This window comes from Gordonia metallireducens (assembly GCF_021245825.1).
Classification (GTDB): domain Bacteria; phylum Actinomycetota; class Actinomycetes; order Mycobacteriales; family Mycobacteriaceae; genus Gordonia; species Gordonia namibiensis.
Genome location: NZ_JAJQJP010000034.1, coordinates 196,266 through 215,968, shown reverse-complemented (window position 1 = coordinate 215,968; position 19,703 = coordinate 196,266). Strand labels below are relative to the sequence as shown.

Annotated in this window: 17 protein-coding genes; 7 read left to right on the top strand and 10 right to left on the bottom strand. The window is 67.9% G+C overall.

Features of this window, described 5'->3' with window-relative positions:
• Positions 1 to 9: 9 nt before the first annotated feature.
• Positions 10 to 1,053 (top strand): spirocyclase AveC family protein, encoded by a 1,044-nt coding sequence (locus tag LQD00_RS14510; RefSeq protein ID WP_232717887.1) that lies wholly within the window; start codon positions 10 to 12, stop codon positions 1,051 to 1,053.
• A gap of 3 nt (positions 1,054 to 1,056) precedes the next feature.
• On the opposite strand, the gene LQD00_RS14505 is transcribed toward LQD00_RS14510, so the two are convergent.
• Entirely contained in the window at positions 1,057 to 1,899 is an 843-nt protein-coding gene (locus LQD00_RS14505; protein WP_232717886.1) for a sulfurtransferase, read from the bottom strand.
• A gap of 116 nt (positions 1,900 to 2,015) precedes the next feature.
• On the opposite strand from LQD00_RS14505, the gene LQD00_RS14500 reads away from it, so the two are divergent.
• The gene (locus LQD00_RS14500) at positions 2,016 to 3,191 is read left to right on the top strand and encodes a metallophosphoesterase (protein WP_232717885.1); all 1,176 of its coding nucleotides are present in this window, start codon (positions 2,016 to 2,018) and stop codon (positions 3,189 to 3,191) included.
• Between the two features lie 222 nt (positions 3,192 to 3,413).
• On the opposite strand, the gene catC is transcribed toward LQD00_RS14500, so the two are convergent.
• From catC to LQD00_RS14480, 4 genes are all read right to left on the bottom strand, one after another.
• Positions 3,414 to 3,695, bottom strand: a complete 282-nt coding sequence (catC, locus tag LQD00_RS14495; RefSeq protein WP_006867540.1) for a muconolactone Delta-isomerase — start codon at positions 3,693 to 3,695, stop codon at positions 3,414 to 3,416.
• The gene (gene catA / locus LQD00_RS14490) at positions 3,695 to 4,561 is read right to left on the bottom strand and encodes a catechol 1,2-dioxygenase (protein WP_232717884.1); all 867 of its coding nucleotides are present in this window, start codon (positions 4,559 to 4,561) and stop codon (positions 3,695 to 3,697) included. The genes catC and catA overlap by 1 nt, the downstream gene beginning before the upstream one ends.
• A 73-nt stretch (positions 4,562 to 4,634) precedes the next feature.
• On the bottom strand, positions 4,635 to 5,741 hold the full coding sequence (locus LQD00_RS14485) for a mandelate racemase/muconate lactonizing enzyme family protein (protein ID WP_232717883.1): 1,107 nt from the start codon (positions 5,739 to 5,741) through the stop codon (positions 4,635 to 4,637).
• The gene (locus LQD00_RS14480; protein WP_232717882.1) at positions 5,738 to 6,700 is read right to left on the bottom strand and encodes a LysR family transcriptional regulator; all 963 of its coding nucleotides are present in this window, start codon (positions 6,698 to 6,700) and stop codon (positions 5,738 to 5,740) included. Before LQD00_RS14480 ends, LQD00_RS14485 begins: the two co-directional genes overlap by 4 nt.
• 230 nt (positions 6,701 to 6,930) lie before the next feature.
• Between LQD00_RS14480 and benA the strand changes: the two genes are divergently transcribed.
• The 4 genes from benA to LQD00_RS14460 are packed head-to-tail and all read left to right on the top strand — an operon-like array spanning position 6,931 to position 14,411.
• A complete protein-coding gene (gene benA / locus LQD00_RS14475) occupies positions 6,931 to 8,322 on the top strand; it encodes a benzoate 1,2-dioxygenase large subunit (protein WP_232717881.1) in 1,392 nt (463 codons plus the stop codon).
• An 11-nt stretch (positions 8,323 to 8,333) separates the two neighbouring features.
• A complete protein-coding gene (gene benB / locus LQD00_RS14470; protein WP_269785000.1) occupies positions 8,334 to 8,873 on the top strand; it encodes a benzoate 1,2-dioxygenase small subunit in 540 nt (179 codons plus the stop codon).
• An 11-nt stretch (positions 8,874 to 8,884) separates the two neighbouring features.
• On the top strand, positions 8,885 to 11,665 hold the full coding sequence (gene benC / locus LQD00_RS14465; protein ID WP_232717880.1) for a benzoate 1,2-dioxygenase electron transfer component BenC: 2,781 nt from the start codon (positions 8,885 to 8,887) through the stop codon (positions 11,663 to 11,665).
• A gap of 22 nt (positions 11,666 to 11,687) precedes the next feature.
• Complete coding sequence (locus LQD00_RS14460) at positions 11,688 to 14,411, top strand: helix-turn-helix transcriptional regulator (protein ID WP_232717879.1); 2,724 nt, start codon at positions 11,688 to 11,690, stop codon at positions 14,409 to 14,411.
• Here the strand turns inward: LQD00_RS14460 and LQD00_RS14455 are convergent.
• From LQD00_RS14455 to LQD00_RS14440, 4 genes are read right to left on the bottom strand one after another with little or no spacing between them, the layout of a single operon-like run.
• Positions 14,357 to 15,037: a 3-oxoacid CoA-transferase subunit B gene (locus LQD00_RS14455; RefSeq protein WP_232717878.1), complete on the bottom strand. Its 681-nt coding sequence runs from the start codon at positions 15,035 to 15,037 to the stop codon at positions 14,357 to 14,359. The two genes, LQD00_RS14460 and LQD00_RS14455, sit on opposite strands and share 55 nt — an antisense overlap.
• A 10-nt stretch (positions 15,038 to 15,047) precedes the next feature.
• Complete coding sequence (locus LQD00_RS14450; protein WP_232717877.1) at positions 15,048 to 15,830, bottom strand: CoA transferase subunit A; 783 nt, start codon at positions 15,828 to 15,830, stop codon at positions 15,048 to 15,050.
• A complete protein-coding gene (pcaD, locus tag LQD00_RS14445; protein WP_232717876.1) occupies positions 15,827 to 16,600 on the bottom strand; it encodes a 3-oxoadipate enol-lactonase in 774 nt (257 codons plus the stop codon). The genes LQD00_RS14450 and pcaD overlap by 4 nt, the downstream gene beginning before the upstream one ends.
• Positions 16,597 to 17,832 carry an acetyl-CoA C-acetyltransferase gene (locus tag LQD00_RS14440; protein ID WP_232717875.1) on the bottom strand — a complete coding sequence of 412 codons (1,236 nt, stop codon included), beginning with the start codon at positions 17,830 to 17,832 and terminating at the stop codon, positions 16,597 to 16,599. The genes pcaD and LQD00_RS14440 overlap by 4 nt, the downstream gene beginning before the upstream one ends.
• A 90-nt stretch (positions 17,833 to 17,922) precedes the next feature.
• Here LQD00_RS14440 and LQD00_RS14435 point away from each other — a divergent pair, with 90 nt between their 5' ends.
• Positions 17,923 to 18,813, top strand: a complete 891-nt coding sequence (locus tag LQD00_RS14435) for a LysR substrate-binding domain-containing protein (RefSeq protein WP_232717874.1) — start codon at positions 17,923 to 17,925, stop codon at positions 18,811 to 18,813.
• Positions 18,814 to 18,900: 87 nt separating this feature from the next.
• Here LQD00_RS14435 and LQD00_RS14430 read toward each other — a convergent pair whose 3' ends face one another.
• Positions 18,901 to 19,677, bottom strand: coding sequence for an enoyl-CoA hydratase (locus tag LQD00_RS14430; protein ID WP_119033221.1), 777 nt, complete (start codon positions 19,675 to 19,677; stop codon positions 18,901 to 18,903).
• Positions 19,678 to 19,703 lie beyond the last annotated feature (26 nt).

Here is a 19,703-nt window from a genome sequence, read left to right as displayed (position 1 = left end):
GAACATCAGATGTCGAGTTCACTTGGGGAGAAACCCGATTCGGGTTCGATCGGGCAGACCTCACCCGATGACACGGGAACGGTGACGGTGGCCGAGGAGTCGCCTCCGATCGTGTGGCTCGCCCGCCTGGGCGCGGTCTTCGTCGCGATCCAGGCCTACGTCTACATCCGCTGGATCTTCTCCGACTCGTTCTCCCCGATCCCCACGGGCCCCGACGAGGTACCGACCCACACTCTGGTCATCATCCGGGCGTCGGAGGTCATCTGCATCGTCGGCGTGATCGCGTCGGTCATCTGGCTGGTGCACCGCACCCGCAAAGACGGGCAGTTCCCCACCCTCGGTGTCTTCATGATGGGTTGGCTGCTCACCTGCTGGCAGGACGTCGGCGTCAACGCCGTGGTACCGGTGTTCTCGTACAACTCGGCATTCCTCAACATGGGTACCTGGGGCGAATTCGTACCGGGGTGGGTGGCCAAGGGCCCCGAGACCCCGGCGCCGATCCTGTACGAACTCGCCGACTACATGCTGTTCCTCCCGCTCGCCGTCGTCGGCATCGACAAGCTGGTGAGATCCGCGCGGGCACGATGGCCGCGGCTCAACAAGGCCGGGATCGTCATCGCGCTGCTGCTGATCTTCCTCGTCCTCGACACCGCCTCCGAACAGTTCCTGCAGCGTCAGGGCCTGTGGTCGTACCTGCGGGTCAACGACACCTGGTCGATCTTCACCGGCACGCTCAACCAGTTCCCGCTCTACGAGGGCGTCTTCTTCGGCTCGGTCGTGATGGTGGCCTCGATGTGCTTCTATCTCTTCCGCCGCAACGGCGATCAGTTGATCACCGACGCCGGCATCGAGCGGCTCAAGATCACCCGCGGCGTCGCGGTCGTGCGCATCCTGGCGTTCTCGGCGGTGATGAACTTGATCCTCGCGGTGTTCTTCCTCGGCTTCAACCTGGTGAACATGCACGCCGACGTGGCGCCCACCGACGTGCCGAGTTACCTGCACCAGAACATGTGCGGTCTCGCCGAGAACCCGCCCTGCCCGCACTTGAAGTAGCGGTCAGGGCTGGTCGCCCAGAGCCACCGGCCGGTCCGGGTCCGACGACCACTGCGAGAACGAGCCGGGGAACAGCGTCGCGTCGACACCGACGATCGCGAGTGCCGCGATCTCGTGCGCCGCGTTGATACCGGAGCCGCAGTAGACCACCACGTCGGACTCGCTACCGGGTATGACGCCGAGATCGGTGAAGCGTCGGCGCAGGTCCTCCTCGGACCGGAACCGGCCGGCCTCGTCGATGTTGTCCGCGGTCGGGGCGCTGCGAGCGCCGGGGATGTGCCCGGCCCGGGGGTCGACGGGTTCGACGTCCCCGCGATACCGCTCGCCGGCGCGGGCGTCGAGCAGGGTCGTGGTACCGGAAGCGACGTCGTCGATCGTGGCGACCGGGAGGTTTCCGCTCGTCAGTGTGACGGTCCCGGCACGCGGCCGACCGCCGTCGCCGGTCGTCGTGCGCAGACCCTCGGCTCGCCATGCCGCGAGACCGCCGTCGAGCAGGCGCACATCGGCGATGCCTGCCCAGCGCAGCAGCCACCATGCACGGGCCGCGGCCAGGTTTCCCGTGTCGTCGTAGACCACGACCGGTACGCCGTCGTTGATGCCCCAGCTCCGTGCGGCGGCCTGGAGGTCTTCGATCGCGGGGAGCGGGTGCCGACCACCGACCGCCCCGGACGGCGGAGCAGCGAGCTCGGAGTCGAGGTCGACGTACACCGCGCCGGGGATGTGGCCTTCCCGGTAGGCCTCGCGACCGTCGAAGTCGCCGAGCTGCCAGCGCACGTCGAGGACCACGGGCGGCGTCCCGAGCAGCATCTCGGCCAGATCGAGCGGATTGATCAGTACATCGCTCATGTCGGCCAGCCTATCGACGCCCGGCCCACACCCCGGCGAAGGCCCACGACCCGCGATGCGAGAATGGGGCGGTCCGCATCTGCGGGACACTCTCCGCGATTCACAGGGGGCCTTTCGTGGCGCTGTTCCTGGCCGTGCTGGTTCCGGCGGTCTTCTTCGGTCTGATCACGTTCTGGCTTCACCGCCGGATCGTCCGCGCGACCGAACTCCCCCGTCCGTGGTCGGGTGTCGCCGACGTCGCGCTCACCGTCCTGTGGGCCTTGGCCGTCGTGGGCTTCGCGAGTGGCCGGACCCTGGACCCGTCGTGGGCCCGGCCGATCGGCACCGTCGGCCTGATCTGGATCGGTGCGGTCTTCTATCTGTTCCTCGGACTCGCGATCATCGGTCTGATCTCGTTCGGGGCGAACATCATTCGGCGGGTTCGACGCCGCAGCACCGGGGTCGGCGAGACGGCCGACGCGGCCCCGCGGAGACTGCGCCGCATGAGGGTCGCGACGGCGACCGTCGTCGTCGTGGCGCTCGGGGTCACCGGTTACGGCGTGTTCGAGGCCTCCCGTCCGCAGGTGACCGAGGTCAGCGCGACGTTCGACAACCTGCCCGCACAATTCGACGGACTCCGGATCGCCGTGGTCTCCGACCTCCACCTCGGACCCGCGCGCGACGCGTCGTTCACCCGACGCATCGTCGACGACGTCAACGCACAGAACCCGGACCTGGTGCTCCTCGTCGGAGACCTCACCGACGGCAAGATCCCGTACGTCCGCGACACCCTGGAACCGCTCACCGATCTCCGCGCACCCCTCGGGGTGTTCGGCGTCAGCGGCAATCACGAGTACTACTCCGACGACGGCGGCCGCTGGCTCGACACCTGGGAGTACTACGGAGTGCGCACACTGCGGAACTCGCGGGTACCGCTGACCGTCGACGGCGCCACCATCCAGCTCGCCGGCGTGTACGACGCCACGGCGCCCGAACCCTTCGAACCCGATCTCCCTGCTGCGCTCGAGGGTTCGTCACCCGAGGACTTCGTGCTGCTGCTCGCACACCAGCCCAAGCAGGCCGTCGAGGCCTCCGAACTCGGCGTCGAACTCCAGTTCTCCGGCCACACGCACGGGGGGCAGATGTGGCCGATCCGCTATCTCGTTCCGCTGCAACAACCGTCGGTCGTCGGACTGGACCGGATCGGCGACACCGTGCTGTACACGACGCGCGGCGCCGGTGCCTGGGGTCCGCCTGTTCGGGTCCTCGCCCCGCCGGAGATCACCATGTTCACGTTGCGCGCGCAGGGCTGACAGCGGGGCGTCGTTTCGATACGGCTCCTCGCTGCGCTCGTCGCCTACTCAACGAGCAGGCAGGCGGGCCCCTCGGCTGCGCTCGTCGCCTACTCAACGAGCAGGAGGGCCCCTCGGCTGCGCTCGTGCCTACTCAACGAGCAGACAAAGCACTCGGCCAGCGGGGGAATATCCACCGCTGGCCGAGTAGGTCCGAGGGGCTACCCGAGGACCGTATCGAGGTCAGGCGTTGATGTCCGACGGGTGCTTCGCGAGCGGCGTGACCTTGATGTCCATGTACGGGAACAGCGGCAGTCCGGACAGCAGCGTGTGCAGCTCGTCGTTGGATTCGACGTCGAAGATCGAGTAGTTCGAGTACTCGCCGACGATCCGCCAGATATGCGGCCACTTGCCGGAACGCTGCAGGTCCTGGGAGTACGCCTTCTCCCGGGCGACGGTCTCGGCCCGGACATCCGGGTCGAGGTCGTCGGGGATGTTGACGTCCATCCGAACGTGGAACAGCATCACTTCTCCGGATCGAGGACGAAGTCGTAGGCCACCGTGTATCCGCCCTGGCCGTCGTCCTGCGGATCGAGGATCAGCTCGGGCTTGACGGCGCTGGCGACGTCGTCGTCGTTGTGGTCGTCGCCCGGGAAGTACAGCTGCGCGGTCAACTGCTCGTGGCCGGGCGCCGAGACCTTCAGGTGCAGGTGCGCGGGACGCCAGGGGTGCCAGCCGGCGGCGGAGATCATCTTGCCGCAGGAGCCGTCGGTCGGGATCATGTACGGCGCCGGGCGGACCGTGGTGATCTCGAAGCGACCCTCCTCGTCGGCGGTGAAGGTGCCGCGCAGGTTCCACTCGGGAATGCCCGGTGCGAACTGCGAGTAGAAGCCGTCGTCGTCGGCGTGCCAGAGTTCGACCTTCGCGCCGGACAGGGCGTTGCCGTCGACCGTGCGCACCTGGCCGTTCCAGACCAGACGATCACCCTTCTCGCCCTCGCGCATCGGCAAGGTGCCCTTCGAGCCCAGCTCGGGGGCGTTCGGGACGTAGTACGGACCCTCGATGCTGCCCTTGTTGCCCTCGCGGTGCTCGGTGGCGACGTCCTCGACGACGTGTTCGACCCACACGTCGAGGAACAGTGGCCATTCGCCGTCCTGACCGACGTTGATGAGCCACGCCTTGAGGGCGTTGTACTCGTCGTAGGTGACCTTGTGCTTGCGGATGGTCTCGTGGACACCGGCGAGAACTTCGTTGATCAGGGTGGCGACGCGCTCCGGCGGGGTGTCCTTGACGGCCTCGAAGGGAGACTTGTCGGCGTGGAAGCGCTCGGTGGCGGAGGCTCCGGAGGCTGCGGCGGTGGCCACTTCCTGGGGGTGCTCGACTGTGGTCATCAGTTTCTCCTCGGTGGGTTCACGGTTCCCGGGGCTGCCGGGAAACACGCTGGGGGTGTACTTCTCAGGTTGTTCAGTTGTCGTCGGTGCGGAAGTGCTCGAGCTTGTCCGGATCGATCTCGAAGCCGATGCCCGGCGCGGTCGACCGGTGGAGATGGCCGTCGCGGATCTGCAGGGGTTCGGTGAGCAGGTCGTCGCTCATGTCGAGGAAGTTCGACAGCTCGCCCGCGTAGCGCGAGGTCAGTTCGAAGGCACTGCCGAACGCGAGCGCGCACGCGGTGCCGACCTGGCCGTCGATCTGGTTGCCCATGACCACCGGGATGCCGAGCCCCTCGGCGAGGTGGTGGGTCCGACGCGAGGTGGTGAAGCCGGTGCGGGCGGTCTTGATGCTGATCGCGGTGGCCGACCGGCCGAGGATCTCGCGGGTCACGTCGGCCGGCGTCGGCACCGACTCGTCGGCGATGAACGGAACGTCGAGCTGCTCGACGAGCCATCGGCGACCCATCACATCGGCTGCGTCGCAGAGCTCTTCGGCGAACAGGAGGTCGAGGTCCGACATCTCCTTCATCGCGCGCGCGGACTCCGCGGCGGTCCAGCCGCGGTTGCCGTCGACGTAGAGTTCGATCTCGTCGCCGAACCGCTCGCGCAGTGCGCGTACGACGGCGGTATCGAGGGTGACCGGATGGCGGCCGACCTTCACCTTGAAGGTGCGGATGCCGTAGGTGTCGACCATCTTCTCGGCCTCGGCGACCATCTTGACCGGCTCGGCGAAACCGAGCATGTGGCTGACGCGCATCCGGTCGGTGAAACCGCCGAGCAGGTCGCCGACGGGGAGGCCGAGGGACTTGCCGAGCGCGTCCCAGATCGCCATGTCCACCGCGGATTTGGCTGCCGGGTTTCCGACGGTCCGCGCCATCCGGGAGGCAACCACCTCTCGTTCGAGAAGGGACAGCCCGACGATCGCAGGTGCGAAGATCGTGTCGATGACGGTGATGATCCCGGCCTGGGTCTCGCCGTAGGTGAAGGGGCGCGGCGGGGCCTCGGCGACACCGACCACGCCGGTGTCGGTGTGTACCCGCACCAAGACGTGATTGGCCTCGTGGACCTCACCCGAGGCGAACCTCAAGGGTTTCACGTACGGGATCGCGAATGGAATCGCTTCCACGCGAGTGATCTTCATCGTTCATCTCCAAATCTGGCACCGAGCTGAGCAGCGGGTGCGAAGGCGGTGGTCTCGTACGCGGTGGCCTCGAAGGCGGTGGTCTCGAAGGCAGCGGCGATGGTGTCGGCGACTGCGGCGATGACCGGGTTGTCGACGCCGCGACGCCAGGCGAGGGCGACCTCGACGGTGTCCGCGTCGACGAGATCTCGGACGACGAGTCCGTCGAGCGGCAGGGCCCGCACCGAGGCCGGCAGGACCGCCACACCCAGACCGGCGGCCACCAGGGCGAGCAGGACCGTCGTGCCGGTCGCCTGGTGAGCGCGCTGGGGGACGAAACCCGCTGCGCGGCAGGTCCGCATCGCGGCGTCGTTGACGGCCGAGTCGCGGCTGTCGTACATCACGAAGGGTTCGTTGCGGAGGTCGACGGCCGACACCACCGGCTCGACGGCAAGGCGGTGATCCGCTGACACCGCGAGGACCAGCGGTTCGCGGTCGATGACCCGGGTCTCGATGTCGTCACCGATGGCCGGCGGCCGCAGGAGCCCGAGGTCGATCGCGCCTGCACGCAGGGCGTCGCACTGACCGGGGGTCAGCATGTCGGACTGGATGTGGAGGTCCACGTCGGGGAGTTCACGCTTGACGACCCGGGCGATCCGGGGCAGGTGCGAGAACGCGGCGATGCCGGTCAGGCCGAGCCGGACGAGGCCGCTGCGTCCGGCGGCGATGCGCCGGACCCCGTCGACCGCCTCGTCGACCCCGACCAGGATGCGCTCGGCCTGGGCGCGCAGGTACTCCCCCGCGGGGGTGAGCGAGACCTGCCGGGTGGTGCGGATGAAGAGCGTGACGTCGAGCTCGGCCTCGAGCTGGCGAATGGCATAGGAGAGCGCCGGCTGGGCCACGTGCAGGGTTGCCGCAGCCTGGCCGAAATGGCAGGTGTCGGCGACCGCTGCGAAGTAGCGCAGGTGCCTCAGCTCCATGACCTCGCCTTTTGTCGTCGGAATCCTCTTCGCGATCCGATGTGACCCGGACCACGTCCTACACACGGTAGATCGCGAGATACATACATGACAAAGACCTGTGGTGGCCTTATTGATCGAAGCTCTTTATCAATGGGCACCTAGGTCAGGACCGGCGAATGCCCTGGTGTGATCGCCGCCACGTGGTGCCAGAGTGCAGTGAGCAGCCCATCACTGGAGGTTTATCGACCATGACCGCGTCCGTTTCGGAGCACCTGAACCACGTGAACACGGTCCTCGACGACGCCGTCGTCGATGACCGGACCGCCGGCGTCTACCGCGCCAACCGCCGTATCTTCACCGACGAGGACATCTTCGAACTCGAGATGAAGCACATCTTCGAGGGCAACTGGATCTACCTGGCCCACGAGAGTCAGGTGCCCAACCCCGGCGACTACTTCACCACCTACATCGGCCGGCAGCCCGTGGTCATCACCCGCGACAAGGGCGGTGAGCTCCACTGCCTCATCAACGCATGCGCCCATCGCGGTGCGATGATTTGCCGTCGCAAGACCGACAACCGGATGACGCTAACCTGCCCGTTCCACGGCTGGACGTTCCGCAACGACGGCACCTTGCTGAAGGTCAAGGACCCCGAGGGGGCCGGCTACCCCGACACCTTCGATGTCAACGGTTCGCACAACCTGACCAAGGTGGCGCGTTTCGACAGTTACCGGGGCTTCCTGTTCGGCAGCCTCAACGACGACGTGCAGTCGCTCGAGGATCACCTCGGCGACACCCGGCTCGTCATCGACATGCTCGTCGACCAGTCGCCCGAAGGGCTCGAGGTTTTGCGCGGCGCGTCGACCTACACCTTCGACGGCAACTGGAAGGTCCAGGCGGAGAACGGCGCGGACGGTTACCACGTCACCGCGACCCACTGGAACTACGCGGCCACCACCTCGCGACGCAGCACCGGCGAGTCGAAGAACGACACCAAAGCACTCGACGCAGGTGGCTGGGGCAAGTCCGGCGGCGGCTACTGGTCGTACCCCAACGGCCACCTCTGCCTGTGGACCTGGGCCGCCAATCCGCAGGACCGCCCGCTGTGGGACAAGATGGACGAGCTCAAGAAGATCCACGGCGACGCCAAGGGCGAGTTCATGGTCAAGGGTTCGCGCAACCTGTGCCTGTACCCGAATGTCTATCTGATGGACCAGTTCTCGACGCAGATCCGCCACTTCCGGCCGATCGCGCCGGACAAGACCGAGGTGACCATCTACTGCATCGCCCCCAAGGGGGAGAGCGACTCCGCCCGCGCGCACCGCATCCGCCAGTACGAGGACTTCTTCAACGCCTCGGGTATGGCGACGCCGGATGATCTCGAGGAGTTCCGCTCGTGCCAGCTCACCTTCCGCGCGCAGGCCGCGCCCTGGAACGACATGAGCCGCGGTGCCGAACACTGGCTGACCGGACCGGACGAGGTCGCCGAATCGCTGGGTATGACCGGGGTCATCTCGGCCGGCGTCAAGAACGAGGACGAGGGTCTCTACCCCGTCCAGCACGGCTACTGGCTGGAGACGATGCGCGCCGCGGCCGCCGCGGAAGAGCACTCCACCACCGCAACCGCCGAGAACCACTGAAGGGGAACGCGATGACGACCGCAGAGACCAATGCCGCGACCGGGACCGAGGCCGGCGGAAAACTGGTCACCCAGAACATGATCGAGCAGTTCCTCTACCGCGAGGCGCGCTATCTCGACGATCGTGAATTCGAGAAGTGGCTCGAGTGTTACGCCGACGACGTCGTCTACTGGATGCCGTCGTGGGACGACGATGACCGCCTGACCGAGGATCCGCAGCGGGAGATCTCGCTGATCTACTACGGCAACAAGGGCGGGCTCGAGGACCGCGTGTTCCGCATCCGGACCGAACGGTCGTCGGCGACCTCGCTCCCCGAGCCACGGACCAGTCACAACATCAGCAACGTCGAGGTCATCGACCGGCGCGGCGATCTCGTCGACGTCCGGTTCAACTGGCACACCATGTATTTCCGCTACCGCACGATCGACCCGTACTACGGCACGTCGTTCTACACCATCGACTTCTCGGGCGATCAGCCGTTGATCCGACGCAAGACGATCGTGCTGAAGAACGACTACATCCACCACGTGGTGGACATCTACCACTTCTAGGACGCGTTGAAATGACTGTCACCACCGATCAGGGCGTCGGCACCACCGCCGACCACGCAGACGACGGGACACCGACGCACCAGGTCGCCCTGTCCTTCGAGGACGGGGTCACCCGGTTCATCACCTGCCGCGAGGACCAGACCGTCGCCGACGCGTCGTATCGGCAGCGCATCAACATCCCGCTGGACTGCCGCGACGGTGCGTGCGGAACCTGTAAGTCGTTCTGCGAGTCCGGCGACTACGACGGCGGGATCTACATCGAGGATGCGCTGTCCGACGACGAGTCGGCCGAGGGCTTCGCTCTCCCGTGTTGTATGAAACCGAAATCCGATCTGGTGCTGCAGGTCCCGGCCACATCAGACATCGCCAAGACCCAGGCCTCCCGGTTCACCGGGACCGTCATCGAACTCGAACGCCTCTCCGAGTCGACGATGCGCCTGGAGATCCGGATCGAGAACCGGGGCGAGCTGGCGTTCCTCCCCGGCCAGTACGTCAACATCGAGATCCCCGGCACCGACGACGGTTCCGGGGATCCGGTCAGCCGCTCCTACTCGTTCGCCAACGGACCGCACGAGGATCGCCTGATCTTCCTGATCAAGTTGACCCCCGGTGGCGCGATGTCGACGTATCTGACCGATCGCGCGACGCGTGGCGAACAGATCTCCTTCACCGGACCCCACGGATCGTTCTTTCTCCGCGAGGCGAACCGGCCGGTGCTGCTGCTGGCCGGCGGCACCGGACTGGCCCCGATCCTTTCGATGCTGCGAAAGCTGCACGCCGACAACAGCGGACGCAAGGTCCACCTCATCTACGGCGTCTCCACCGACACCGACCTGGTCGCGCTCGACGAGATCGAGTACTTCGCCGGGAAGCTGCCCGGGTTCACCTGGGACCACTGCGTGTCCGACCCCGCGAGCACGGCGGTCAACAAGGGTTACGTCATGAGCCTCATCGAACCCGGACATCTCTTCGACGGGGATGTCGCGATCTACCTCTGCGGTCCGCCGCCGATGGTCGAGGCGGTGCGTAAACACGTGGCGGAGGCCGGGATCGACCCGACCGGGTTCTACTACGAGAAGTTCGCCCTGGCTGCGACATCCGTTGCCCCGGGTGAGAACGCGCCGACCGTCGCACCGATCGCGCCTGCCGCACCGGACGTTCCGACGGACGAGGGCATCATCGCCAGCCCGGACGCCCGCGCGATCGCCGGGCAGATCACGCTTCCGCCGGCCGATCTCTCAGACGCACCGGACCGTTCCGACGCCCGGGCCGCGGACGACTCGCTCGTCCGGATCGCCGGCCAGCGGATGTGGCCGAGCGAGATCGGTGATGCGGCACTCGATTCGGACGCGGGGACGCTGCGCCCCGCCGGGACGGCCCGGGCCATCGCCGGCCAGGAGATCTTCCGTCCCGGTGACGTGGCCCCGCTGCACGAACCGACGCCGGCGCCACCAGCCCCGGCCTCGGAATCCCGGGAACCCGCACCCGAAGCCGCGACGTCCACCGTCGTCGGTTCACAGGGCTACCAGATCGGTGAGGAGCATCCGGCGATCTTCGAGTCCGACGCACTCTTCGAGGCGCGCGCCGCCCTCGAACTCGGCGCACTGGAGCTGACTTTCGGACGACTCACCACACAGCAGCTCGCCGGTTATCGACTCCTGGCCGATGCGACGGTGCCGTATGTGGATGGTGAGCATTTCGTCGACGCCGCCGAATACACCGAGACCAATGCCGCGTTCCATGACTATCTGTTCACACTGACCGGCAACGACCATCTGCTCGAGGCGTACAAGGCGCTCGGTGTGAAGGGCCGGATGAGTGAGGTCCTGCGCAACGCGACCTGGTGTCATCCCCTCTGCGCCCAGGACCACCTCGACATCGTGACCGCCTTCGAGTCCGGCGATCACGACGGCGCCCGCGCCCTGATCTCGGCCCACGCCGACAGGTCCAAGCAGACGATGCGCCGTGCGATGTCCGACGAGATGGCTGCTCGCCGTCCGCGTTTCGTCACACCGGGTCGCTTCGCCGGCAAAGTCGTCGTCATCACCGGTGCGGCCCAGGGGATCGGCGAACAGGTTGCACGTCGAATCAGTGCCGAGGGTGGGAAGGTTGTCGTGGCCGACCGGTCCGGGCTCGTCGACGAGGTCGCGCACGATCTCGACGCGACCGGCCCCGGTGCGGTGTCGGCGATCGCCGACCTGGAGAGCTACGACGGTGCGGAGTCGGTGATCCGGCGCGCGGTCTCGTCGTACGGTCGCGTCGACGTGCTGATCAACAACGTCGGCGGCGCCATCAACTTCAAACCCTTCGTCGAGTTCACCGACGCCCAGATCCGCGCGGAGATCGACCGATCCCTGATGACCACGCTGTTCGCCTGTCGCGCGGCATTGCCCTCGATGGTCTCCCGCGGTGGCGGGGTCATCGTCAACGTCTCCTCGGCGGCCACCCGGGGGATCAACCGCATCCCGTATTCGGCCGCCAAGGGCGCGGTCAACGCGATGACGGCATCGCTGGCCATGGAGTACGCCGATGATGGCATCCGGGTGGTGGCCACCGCTCCGGGAGGCACCGAGGCTCCCCCGCGGCGCATCTCACGTGGCACCCCCGAGCCGCGCAACGAGGTGGAGGCCCAGTGGTTCCAGGCGCACATCGACCAGACGCTCTCGTCGTCGCTGATGCATCGATACGGCAGCCTCGACGAGCAGGCGGCGGCGATCTGTTTCCTCGCCTCGGACGAGGCGTCGTACATCACCGGAACGGTGCTGCCCGTCGCGGGTGGCGATACCGGGTAGCGCCCGGTCCTAGGATGGGACGATGACGGTCGCCGGCCGGGACACCACCCACATGGTCATCTCCACCGTGTGTGCCGGCCGCGACCGTGAGGTCGGCGTCCTCACCGAACGTCTCCGCGAGATCTCGGGTACGGATCTCCTGGTCGTGACCGGCGACCCCGGCATCGGCAAGACGACGCTCTTGAACCGGACGGTCGACCTCCACCGCCGAACAGCCGGCGACGCACACGTGCTTGTCGCGCAGGCGTCCCCGTGGCAGTCGCGGTCCCCGGGAGCGCTGATCCGGCAGCTGACGCAGGACACCACCGGCGCCACGCCGACGAACCCCGGCGAACTCGCCGAACGCCTCCTCGCGGTGATCCCGGACACCGACGACCAGCCGACACTCGTCGCGGTCGACGACGCCGACTCCGCGGACGAGGAGTCACTCCAGGCCCTGATCACACTCACCCGCGAGCACCGGTCGTGCCGCATCCTGATCGTGGTCACGGCCGGCCGTCCGGGCATCCGGTTGGCGGGAACGACATTCGACGAGCTCCGACTCGACGGCGTCGGCCCGGACGCGGCCTCCGAGATCGCCGCACAGCGCGGGATCCTGCTCCACCCGGTGATGCGCGACGAGCTGACCGCCCACACGCGCGGAAATCCGCACGACATCGTCGCACTGCTCGACGAGGTGCCCACCGGAACCTGGGCGCGCAGCGGCGGCCGTCTCCCCGCCCCACGACGTGTCGTCGACGAGGTCCGGGCCGCACTTCCCGCTCCGGAAACCCCCGCACGCGCACTCATCGAGGCCCTCGCCATCCTCGACGCGAACGAGCCGCTCTCCACCGCGATCGATCTCGCCGGCGTCGATGATCCGTTGCGGGCCATCGACGATGCCCGAAAGTCCACCCTGGTCACCTCCGACGGCGCCCTGACGCCTGCGGAGGCGCAGCCGCGGCTGACCACACCCCTCGTCCGGGCGGCCGTCCTCGAGATCATGGGCATGACCGCCGTCGGCGAGGCCCATCGCCGGGCCGCGGAGGTGGTCACCGATCCGGCGCGTCGCCTCCACCACCGGGTCGCCGCCACCCCCACCCCGGACGCCGACCTGGCCGATGACCTGGCCGGCCTCGCCCTCACGCGCGGCGCCGAAGGGGCCTGGGCGGAGGCCGCGCGACTGTACCGCCAGGCCGGACGCCTCACCCCCGACACGCTCGAACGGGATACCCGGGTCACGCTCGCGGTCGATTCCCTTCTCGCGGCGGGTGATTGCGTCGGAGCCGGGGCACTCGTCCCGACCGTCGAGAGCCTCCGCGAGACACCGCTGCGCAATGCGACCCTCGCCTACCTGGCCATCCTGCGGGGACGGTCGTCGGAGGCGCAACTCCGACTCGATCGCGCCTGGGGCATCGTCAACGCCGAACGCGAACCCGACACCGCCGCATTGATCGCGCAGCGATACGTGCTGCACAACCTCGTCCGGTGCCAAGGCTCTGAACTGGTCACCTGGGCCGACCGTGCGATGGAGATGGCCGGACAGGGGTCGGCCGCCCGCATCGAGGCCGCCGTCATCCGCGGGCTCGGACTCGCCTGGTCGGGGCAACCGGAAGCGGCACGCGCCGAATACGATTCGATCAGCGAGCGCATCCGGTTCGGCGCTCAGGCACAGCGCGCCACCATGGGGAGGGGTTGGCTGCAACTCAGTCTCGACGAGATCGACGCCGCCCGTTCCAATCTCGAGGCCGCCGTGTCGATGGCCCAGCTCGGCGGATCCACCCGGATCTCGTTGTGGGCGTTGGCGTGGCTGGCCCGGGTCCAGTTCCTCACCGGGGACTGGGACGAGGCGATGCGCGGGGTCGACGCCGGCCTCACCCTCGCGCGCAGCAGCGGCATCGAACTCGTCACCCCGCTCCTCGACTGGACCGCATGCCAGATCCATGCGTCCCGCGGCAACTGGGACGAGGCCGACCGGCACATCGCGCACAGCTCCACGTCGATCGGCGATTACGAGATCATGCGGATCCCCGAGATGATCGCCCGTGCTCATCGGGCCGAGGCGGCCGCCGAGTACGCGAAGGTCATCCGGACCCTCACACCGCTCGTCACGATGGCCGAAACCGTTCCCGCACTGTCGGAACCGGGCCTCTGGCCGTGGGTGGACGTACTGGCGAACGCCCAGGTCATCGAGGGCCGGCTCGACGATGCGGATCGCCTCCTCCGCCGGTACGAGACCCGCGCGGCCGAACATGGCCACCGGTCAGCGGCGGCACGTCTGAAGTACGCGCGCGGCCGACACCTCGGCGCCACCGGCGACATCCACGGAGCGCGTCGGACCTTCGAGGAGGGACTCGAACTGCTCGACGGCCTCGGACTCCGCTACGACCAGGCCCGGGTCAACTTCGCCTACGGGCAGACCCTGCGCCGGGCCGGCAAGAGACGCGCCGCCGACACCGTCATCGGTACTGCCCGTGAGCTCTACCTGTCCCTGGGGGCGACCGCTTTCGTCGAACGGTGCGACCGGGAGCTGAAGGCCGGCGGGCTGATCACGTCACGGCCCGACCGCGACGGCGCACCGAAGGACGCCGGCGAGCTCACCCCGCAGGAGGAGGCGGTGACCGCCCTCGTGGCCCGCGGACTGTCGAACCGCGAGGTGGCCGCCGAACTGTTCATCTCACCGAAGACGGTGCAGTACCACCTGACCCGGATCTATGCGAAGCTCGGGCTGCGGTCGCGCGCGGAGCTGGCCGCATCGCGGCGCTGATCGACCAGCGGCGCTCCGGTTTTCTCGGCGACGGTGTCGAAGTCGACCCCCGGCGCTAACTCGACGACGTCGAAACCCGTTCCGGCGACGTCGAACACACCGAGATCGGTGATGACCCGACTGACCATCCCGCGACCGGTCAGCGGCAGGGCGCAGTGGTCGAGGAGCTTCGGTTCGCCCTTCTTGGTCACGTGCTCCATCAGGACGATCACCTTGCCGGCGCCGTTGACGAGGTCCATCGCGCCACCGATGCCCTTCACGAGCGCGCCGGGCACCATCCAGTTGGCGAGGTCGCCGTTCATGGCCACCTGCATGCCGCCGAGAACGGCCACGTCGACGTGTCCGCCGCGGATCATCGCGAAGCTGGCTGCGGAGTCGAAGTACGACGCGCCGGGCAGCACCGACACGGTCTGCTTGCCGGCGTTGATCAGGTCGGGATCGACCTCGTCGTCGTAGGGGAAGGGACCGACGCCGAGGATGCCGTTCTCGGCGTGCAGGAAGATGCCGGAGTCGTCGGGCATGTGGTCGGGGATCAGGGTCGGCAGGCCGATCCCGAGGTTGACGTAGTCGCCGCGGGTGAGTTCCTTCGCCGCGCGGGCGGCCATCTCGTTCCGGTTCCAGGTCATGGCAGCTCTCCTAAACGGTGGCGACGGCGGGGCGTTCGCGGATGGTGCGCTTCTCGATCCCCTTGCGCGAGGCCTGTTCCGGGGTCAGTTCGAGAACTCGCTGGACGAAGATGCCCGGCAGATGGATCTCGTCGGGTCCGAGCTCGCCGACCTCGACGACCTTCTCCGCTTCGACGATCGTCGTGCGGCCCGCCATCGCGGCCGGCGGGTTGAAGTTGCGTGCGGCAGCATGGAATCTGCAGTTGCCGGCGGTGTCGACGACCGCGGCACGGATCAGTGCGTAGTCGGTGACGATCGCTTCCTCGAGCACCATCGGCTTGCCGTTGAAGGTGCGGACCTCCTTGGGCGGGGAGGCCTCGGCGACGGTGCCGTCGGCGTTGTAGCGCCACGGCAGTCCCCCCTCCTCGACGAGGGTGCCGACGCCCGTGGGGGTGAAGAAGGCGCCGATTCCGGCGCCGCCGGCACGCATCCGCTCGGCGAGGGTGCCCTGCGGGGTGAGTTCGACGGTGACCTCACCAGAGAGGAACTGGCGTCCGAACTCCTTGTTCTCGCCGATGTACGAGGCGATCACCTTGTCGATGCGGCGGTTCTCGAGCAGCAGACCGAGTCCCGCTCCGTCGACGCCGCAGTTGTTGGAGACGATGGTGAGGTTCTTCGCGCCCTGGGCGAGGAGTGCGTCGATGAGGAATCCCGGGATGCCGGCGAGACCGAAACCGCCCACCGCGAGGCTCGCACCGTCGGGGATGTCGGCGACGGCGTCGGCGGCCGAGGCGACCACTTTGTCGTAACTCATTGCTGCTCCAGGTGTTCGATCAGTGCGGGGTTGATGATGTCGGGCTGCTGGGCGTTGGCCAGGTGGGCCGCGTCGGGGACGACGAGGAGGCGGCCGTTCTGGACGTTGGCGGCGATCTCCTCGAGCTTCGCCGGCGGGGTCGCCGGGTCGTCGGAGCCGGCGATGGCCAGTGTCGGTGCCGCGATCGACGGCAGGTCGCCGCGGAGATCCATCTCGGCGATGACCTCGCAGCACGAGGCGTACCCCTCGGCCGGGGTCGCGGCGACCATGTCCTCGTGGTACTTCCGGGAGGCCCCGTAGGTGCTGAGGTATTCGGGCGTGAACCACCGCTGCACAACGGATTCGGCGACGGCACCGGTGCCCTGTTCGCGTACCGTGGCCGCCCGGTCGAGCCAGGCTTCCCGCGGCGGGAGCTGAGCTCCGGTGCAGAACAACGCGACCCGGTTGACCCGTTCGGGATTCCGGGCGGCGACCCGCATCATGGTCATGCCACCTAGCGAGAGCCCCACGAGGTGAGCACGCTCGATGTCGAGGCGGTCGAACAGGGCGATCACGTCATCGGCGAGGTCGTCGATCGTGTACGGCCCCTGCGGAACCGGAGATTCTCCGTGGCCGCGGGTGTCGTAGCGGACGACGCGGAACCGCGCTTCGAGTGCGGCCAGCTGCGCATCCCACATGCGATGCGTGGACCCGAGCGAGTTCGACAGGACGACCGTGGGACCGTCGGGACGACCCGACACGACTGCGTGTACCTGCACCGGGGCGCTCATCGGGTGGTCTCGAAGATCGCGGCGAGACCCTGGCCGCCGCCGATGCACATGGTCTCGAGGACGTAGCGCGCCTCGCGGCGTCGTGCCTCGTAGGCGGCGGTGGCGAGTATTCGACCGCCGGTCGCACCGATCGGGTGGCCGAGGGAGATCCCGGAACCGTTGGGGTTCAGCCGTCCGTCGCCGGCGTCGATCTTCCACTCGTCGAGGCAGGCGAGGACCTGTGCGGCGAAGGCTTCGTTGAGTTCGATCAGGTCGATCTCGTCGAGGGTGAGGTCAGCGCGGTCGAGGGCAGCTGCCGTGGCGCTGACCGGACCGATACCCATCGTCTCGGGCTCACATCCGGTCACGGCCCAGGAACGCAGGGCGAGAAGGGGTTCCAGTCCACGACGCTGTGCTTCGGCGCGGGTGGTCACCACGCACATGGCCGCGCCGTCGTTCTGTCCGGACGCGTTGCCCGCGGTGACCGTGGACTCCGCGTCGAGCTTGAGCCGGATGGGACGCAGCTTGCCGAGCGATTCCGCGGTGGCGTCGGCTCGCGGGTGCTCGTCACGGTCGACGACGGTGTCGGGCTTGCCGCGGCGTCCGGGGATCGTGACCGGCACCAGTTCGTCAGCGAAGCGGCCTGCCTCATGGGCGGCGACAGCCCGATGGTGCGACCGCGCGGCGTACTCGTCCTGGTCGGCCCGGGAGATGCCGTATTTCGCACGCAGGTTCTCGGCGGTCTCGATCATTCCGCCCGGTACCGGATGCGATTCGCCGCCGGCGGTGAGACGTCCACGGTCGAGGCGGTCCATCAGTTCGACGCCACCCTGCTTGATCCCCGACCGCAGACCGAGCGCGTAGTGCTCGACATTCGACATCGACTCGGCACCCCCGGCGACCACGAGACGCGCGCCGCCGGTCGCCACCGACGACGCCGCGGTCAGGATCGCCTGCAGGCCCGAACCGCACCGGCGATCGATCTGCATGCCGGGGACACCGACACCCAGGCCGGCGTCGAGGGCCGCGATGCGCCCGAGCGCCGGCGACTCACCGCTCGCGTACCCCTGCCCGAGGATGACATCGTCGATGTCGCCCTCGCCGAGGCCGGTTCGCGTCGTCAGTTCCTTCAGCAGGTCGGTTGCCAGGCGGGTGACCGGCACGGAGGAAAGCGCCCCACCCATGCGCCCGACGGGGGTGCGCAGGGGCGAACAGAGAACGATGTCCGTGTCCGCGGTAGTCGAAGTAGCCATGCGCCCAGCCTAGGGACCAGCAGCTATATGGAGAAGTATCCATTTGGGCTCCTTTGATATGACGTGAGTATCAATGGGTACGATGACCGCATGGAGCTGCGCCACCTGCGGTACTTCCGCGCCGTTGCCGAGGAACTGCACTTCGGCCGTGCGGCCCAACGCCTGCACATCGCCCAGCCGCCGCTCTCCCAGCAGATCAAACAGCTCGAGGACGAACTCGGCGTGGCCCTGCTCGTCCGTTCCACCCGGCGCGTCGAGCTGACCGCCGCAGGCCAGGACTATCTGCGTCAGGTCGAGACGATCCTCGACTCGGTCGACGCCGCCGCCCGTCGCGCACAGCGGATCGCCGACGGCCGGCAGGGCAACCTCGCCATCGGCTGCGTCGGGTCGGCGACCTACTCGCTGCTCCCCCGCTTCGTGCGTGCACTGCGCGACGAGCTGCCCGACGTGGATGTCAGCGTCCGCGGCGAGATGCTGGCTCCCGAACAGATAGCCGCCCTGGAGTCGGGCGACATCGACCTGGCGCTGCTACGGATGCCGGTGGAGACGCACGGGCTGCATGTGGAGTCGATCCGAACGGACCGGCTGATAGTCGCTCTTCCCGCCGATCACCCGCTCACCTCGACTCCCGAGGACCAGGCGGTGGACATCGCGCAGCTCCGTGGCGAGGACTTCATCTCCCATGTCGGCGGCGGCCGGTCGGTCATCGCCGGAGTCCTGGCCGCCACGTCGGAACGCGCGGGATTCATGCCGCGCATCCGGCACGAGGTCGAGGAGACGTCGACGCTGGTGACACTGGTCGCCGCGGGACTCGGCGTGGCCATCGTGCCCGAGCCGACCTCGGCTCTCGGTGTGGCCGGCGTCGTCTACCGACCCCTGTCCGCACCGATCGACCACGTCGACCTGGCCGCCGCCTACGCCGCGGCGCGTCGGACACCGCTCGTCGACCGGGCGGTGGAAGTGCTCCGCACGCTCTCCTGAACGCACAAACCCACCCTTTTTCGGCAGATCCACCACCTCAAATGGGGTGGAAGGGCCGAAAAAGGGTGGGTTTGTAGAGGTTTCAGATCAGCGGTGCGTGAAGTTCGGGTCCCGCTTCTCGACGAAGGCGGCCATGCCCTCGGTCTGGTCGTCGGTGGCGAACGTCGAGTAGAACAGGCCACGCTCGGCGCGGACGCCTTCGGTCAGACCCGACTCGAACGCGCGGTTGACGGCCTCCTTGGCGAGGGCCGACGCGATGAGCGACTTCGAGGCGATGACCTCGGCGATCTCGATGGCCTTGGCGAGGGCTTCTTCCTTGGGGAAGACGCGCGACACGAGGCCCGCACGCTCGGCCTCTTCGACCTTCATGTTGCGGCCGGTGAGGATCATGTCCATCGCCTTGGCCTTGCCGACGGCGCGGGTGAGTCGCTGCGAGCCACCGATGCCCGGGATGACACCGAGGTTGATCTCCGGCTGACCGAAGACGGCGTTGTCGCCGGCGATGATGAAGTCGCAGAGCATGGCGAGCTCACAGCCGCCGCCGAGGGCGTAGCCGGTGACCGCGGCGACGATCGGGGTGCGGGTGCGTGCCAGCTCGTCCCAGGCGCCGAAGAACTGCTGGTTGGCGACCTCGGCGTAGGTCTTGGTCGACATCTCCTTGATGTCCGCACCGGCGGCGAATGCCTTCTCCGAACCGGTGATGACGATGGCACCGATGGCCTCGTCGACGTCGAATTCCTTGACGACGCCGACCACTTCGTTCATGAGCTCGGAGTTGAGGGCGTTGAGCGCCTTCGGACGGTTGAGGGTGATGATGCCGACGCGGCCGCGGCGTTCGACGAGGATGGTCTGGTATTCGGTCACGAGTGTCCTTCTTCCGGTTGAGGTGG

Coding starts and splice junctions, on each gene's coding strand:
- LQD00_RS14510 (WP_232717887.1), top strand. CDS start 10: ATGTCGAGTTCACTTGGGGAGAAACCCGATTCGGGTTCGATCGGGCAG.
- benC (WP_232717880.1), top strand. CDS start 8,885: ATGACTGTCACCACCGATCAGGGCGTCGGCACCACCGCCGACCACGCA.
- LQD00_RS14505 (WP_232717886.1), bottom strand. CDS start 1,899: ATGAGCGATGTACTGATCAATCCGCTCGATCTGGCCGAGATGCTGCTC.
- LQD00_RS14455 (WP_232717878.1), bottom strand. CDS start 15,037: ATGACCTGGAACCGGAACGAGATGGCCGCCCGCGCGGCGAAGGAACTC.
- LQD00_RS14435 (WP_232717874.1), top strand. CDS start 17,923: ATGGAGCTGCGCCACCTGCGGTACTTCCGCGCCGTTGCCGAGGAACTG.
- catC (WP_006867540.1), bottom strand. CDS start 3,695: ATGCTGTTCCACGTTCGGATGGACGTCAACATCCCCGACGACCTCGAC.
- LQD00_RS14460 (WP_232717879.1), top strand. CDS start 11,688: ATGACGGTCGCCGGCCGGGACACCACCCACATGGTCATCTCCACCGTG.
- catA (WP_232717884.1), bottom strand. CDS start 4,561: ATGACCACAGTCGAGCACCCCCAGGAAGTGGCCACCGCCGCAGCCTCC.
- pcaD (WP_232717876.1), bottom strand. CDS start 16,600: ATGAGCGCCCCGGTGCAGGTACACGCAGTCGTGTCGGGTCGTCCCGAC.
- LQD00_RS14450 (WP_232717877.1), bottom strand. CDS start 15,830: ATGAGTTACGACAAAGTGGTCGCCTCGGCCGCCGACGCCGTCGCCGAC.
- benA (WP_232717881.1), top strand. CDS start 6,931: ATGACCGCGTCCGTTTCGGAGCACCTGAACCACGTGAACACGGTCCTC.
- LQD00_RS14440 (WP_232717875.1), bottom strand. CDS start 17,832: ATGGCTACTTCGACTACCGCGGACACGGACATCGTTCTCTGTTCGCCC.
- LQD00_RS14485 (WP_232717883.1), bottom strand. CDS start 5,741: ATGAAGATCACTCGCGTGGAAGCGATTCCATTCGCGATCCCGTACGTG.
- benB (WP_269785000.1), top strand. CDS start 8,334: ATGACGACCGCAGAGACCAATGCCGCGACCGGGACCGAGGCCGGCGGA.
- LQD00_RS14480 (WP_232717882.1), bottom strand. CDS start 6,700: ATGGAGCTGAGGCACCTGCGCTACTTCGCAGCGGTCGCCGACACCTGC.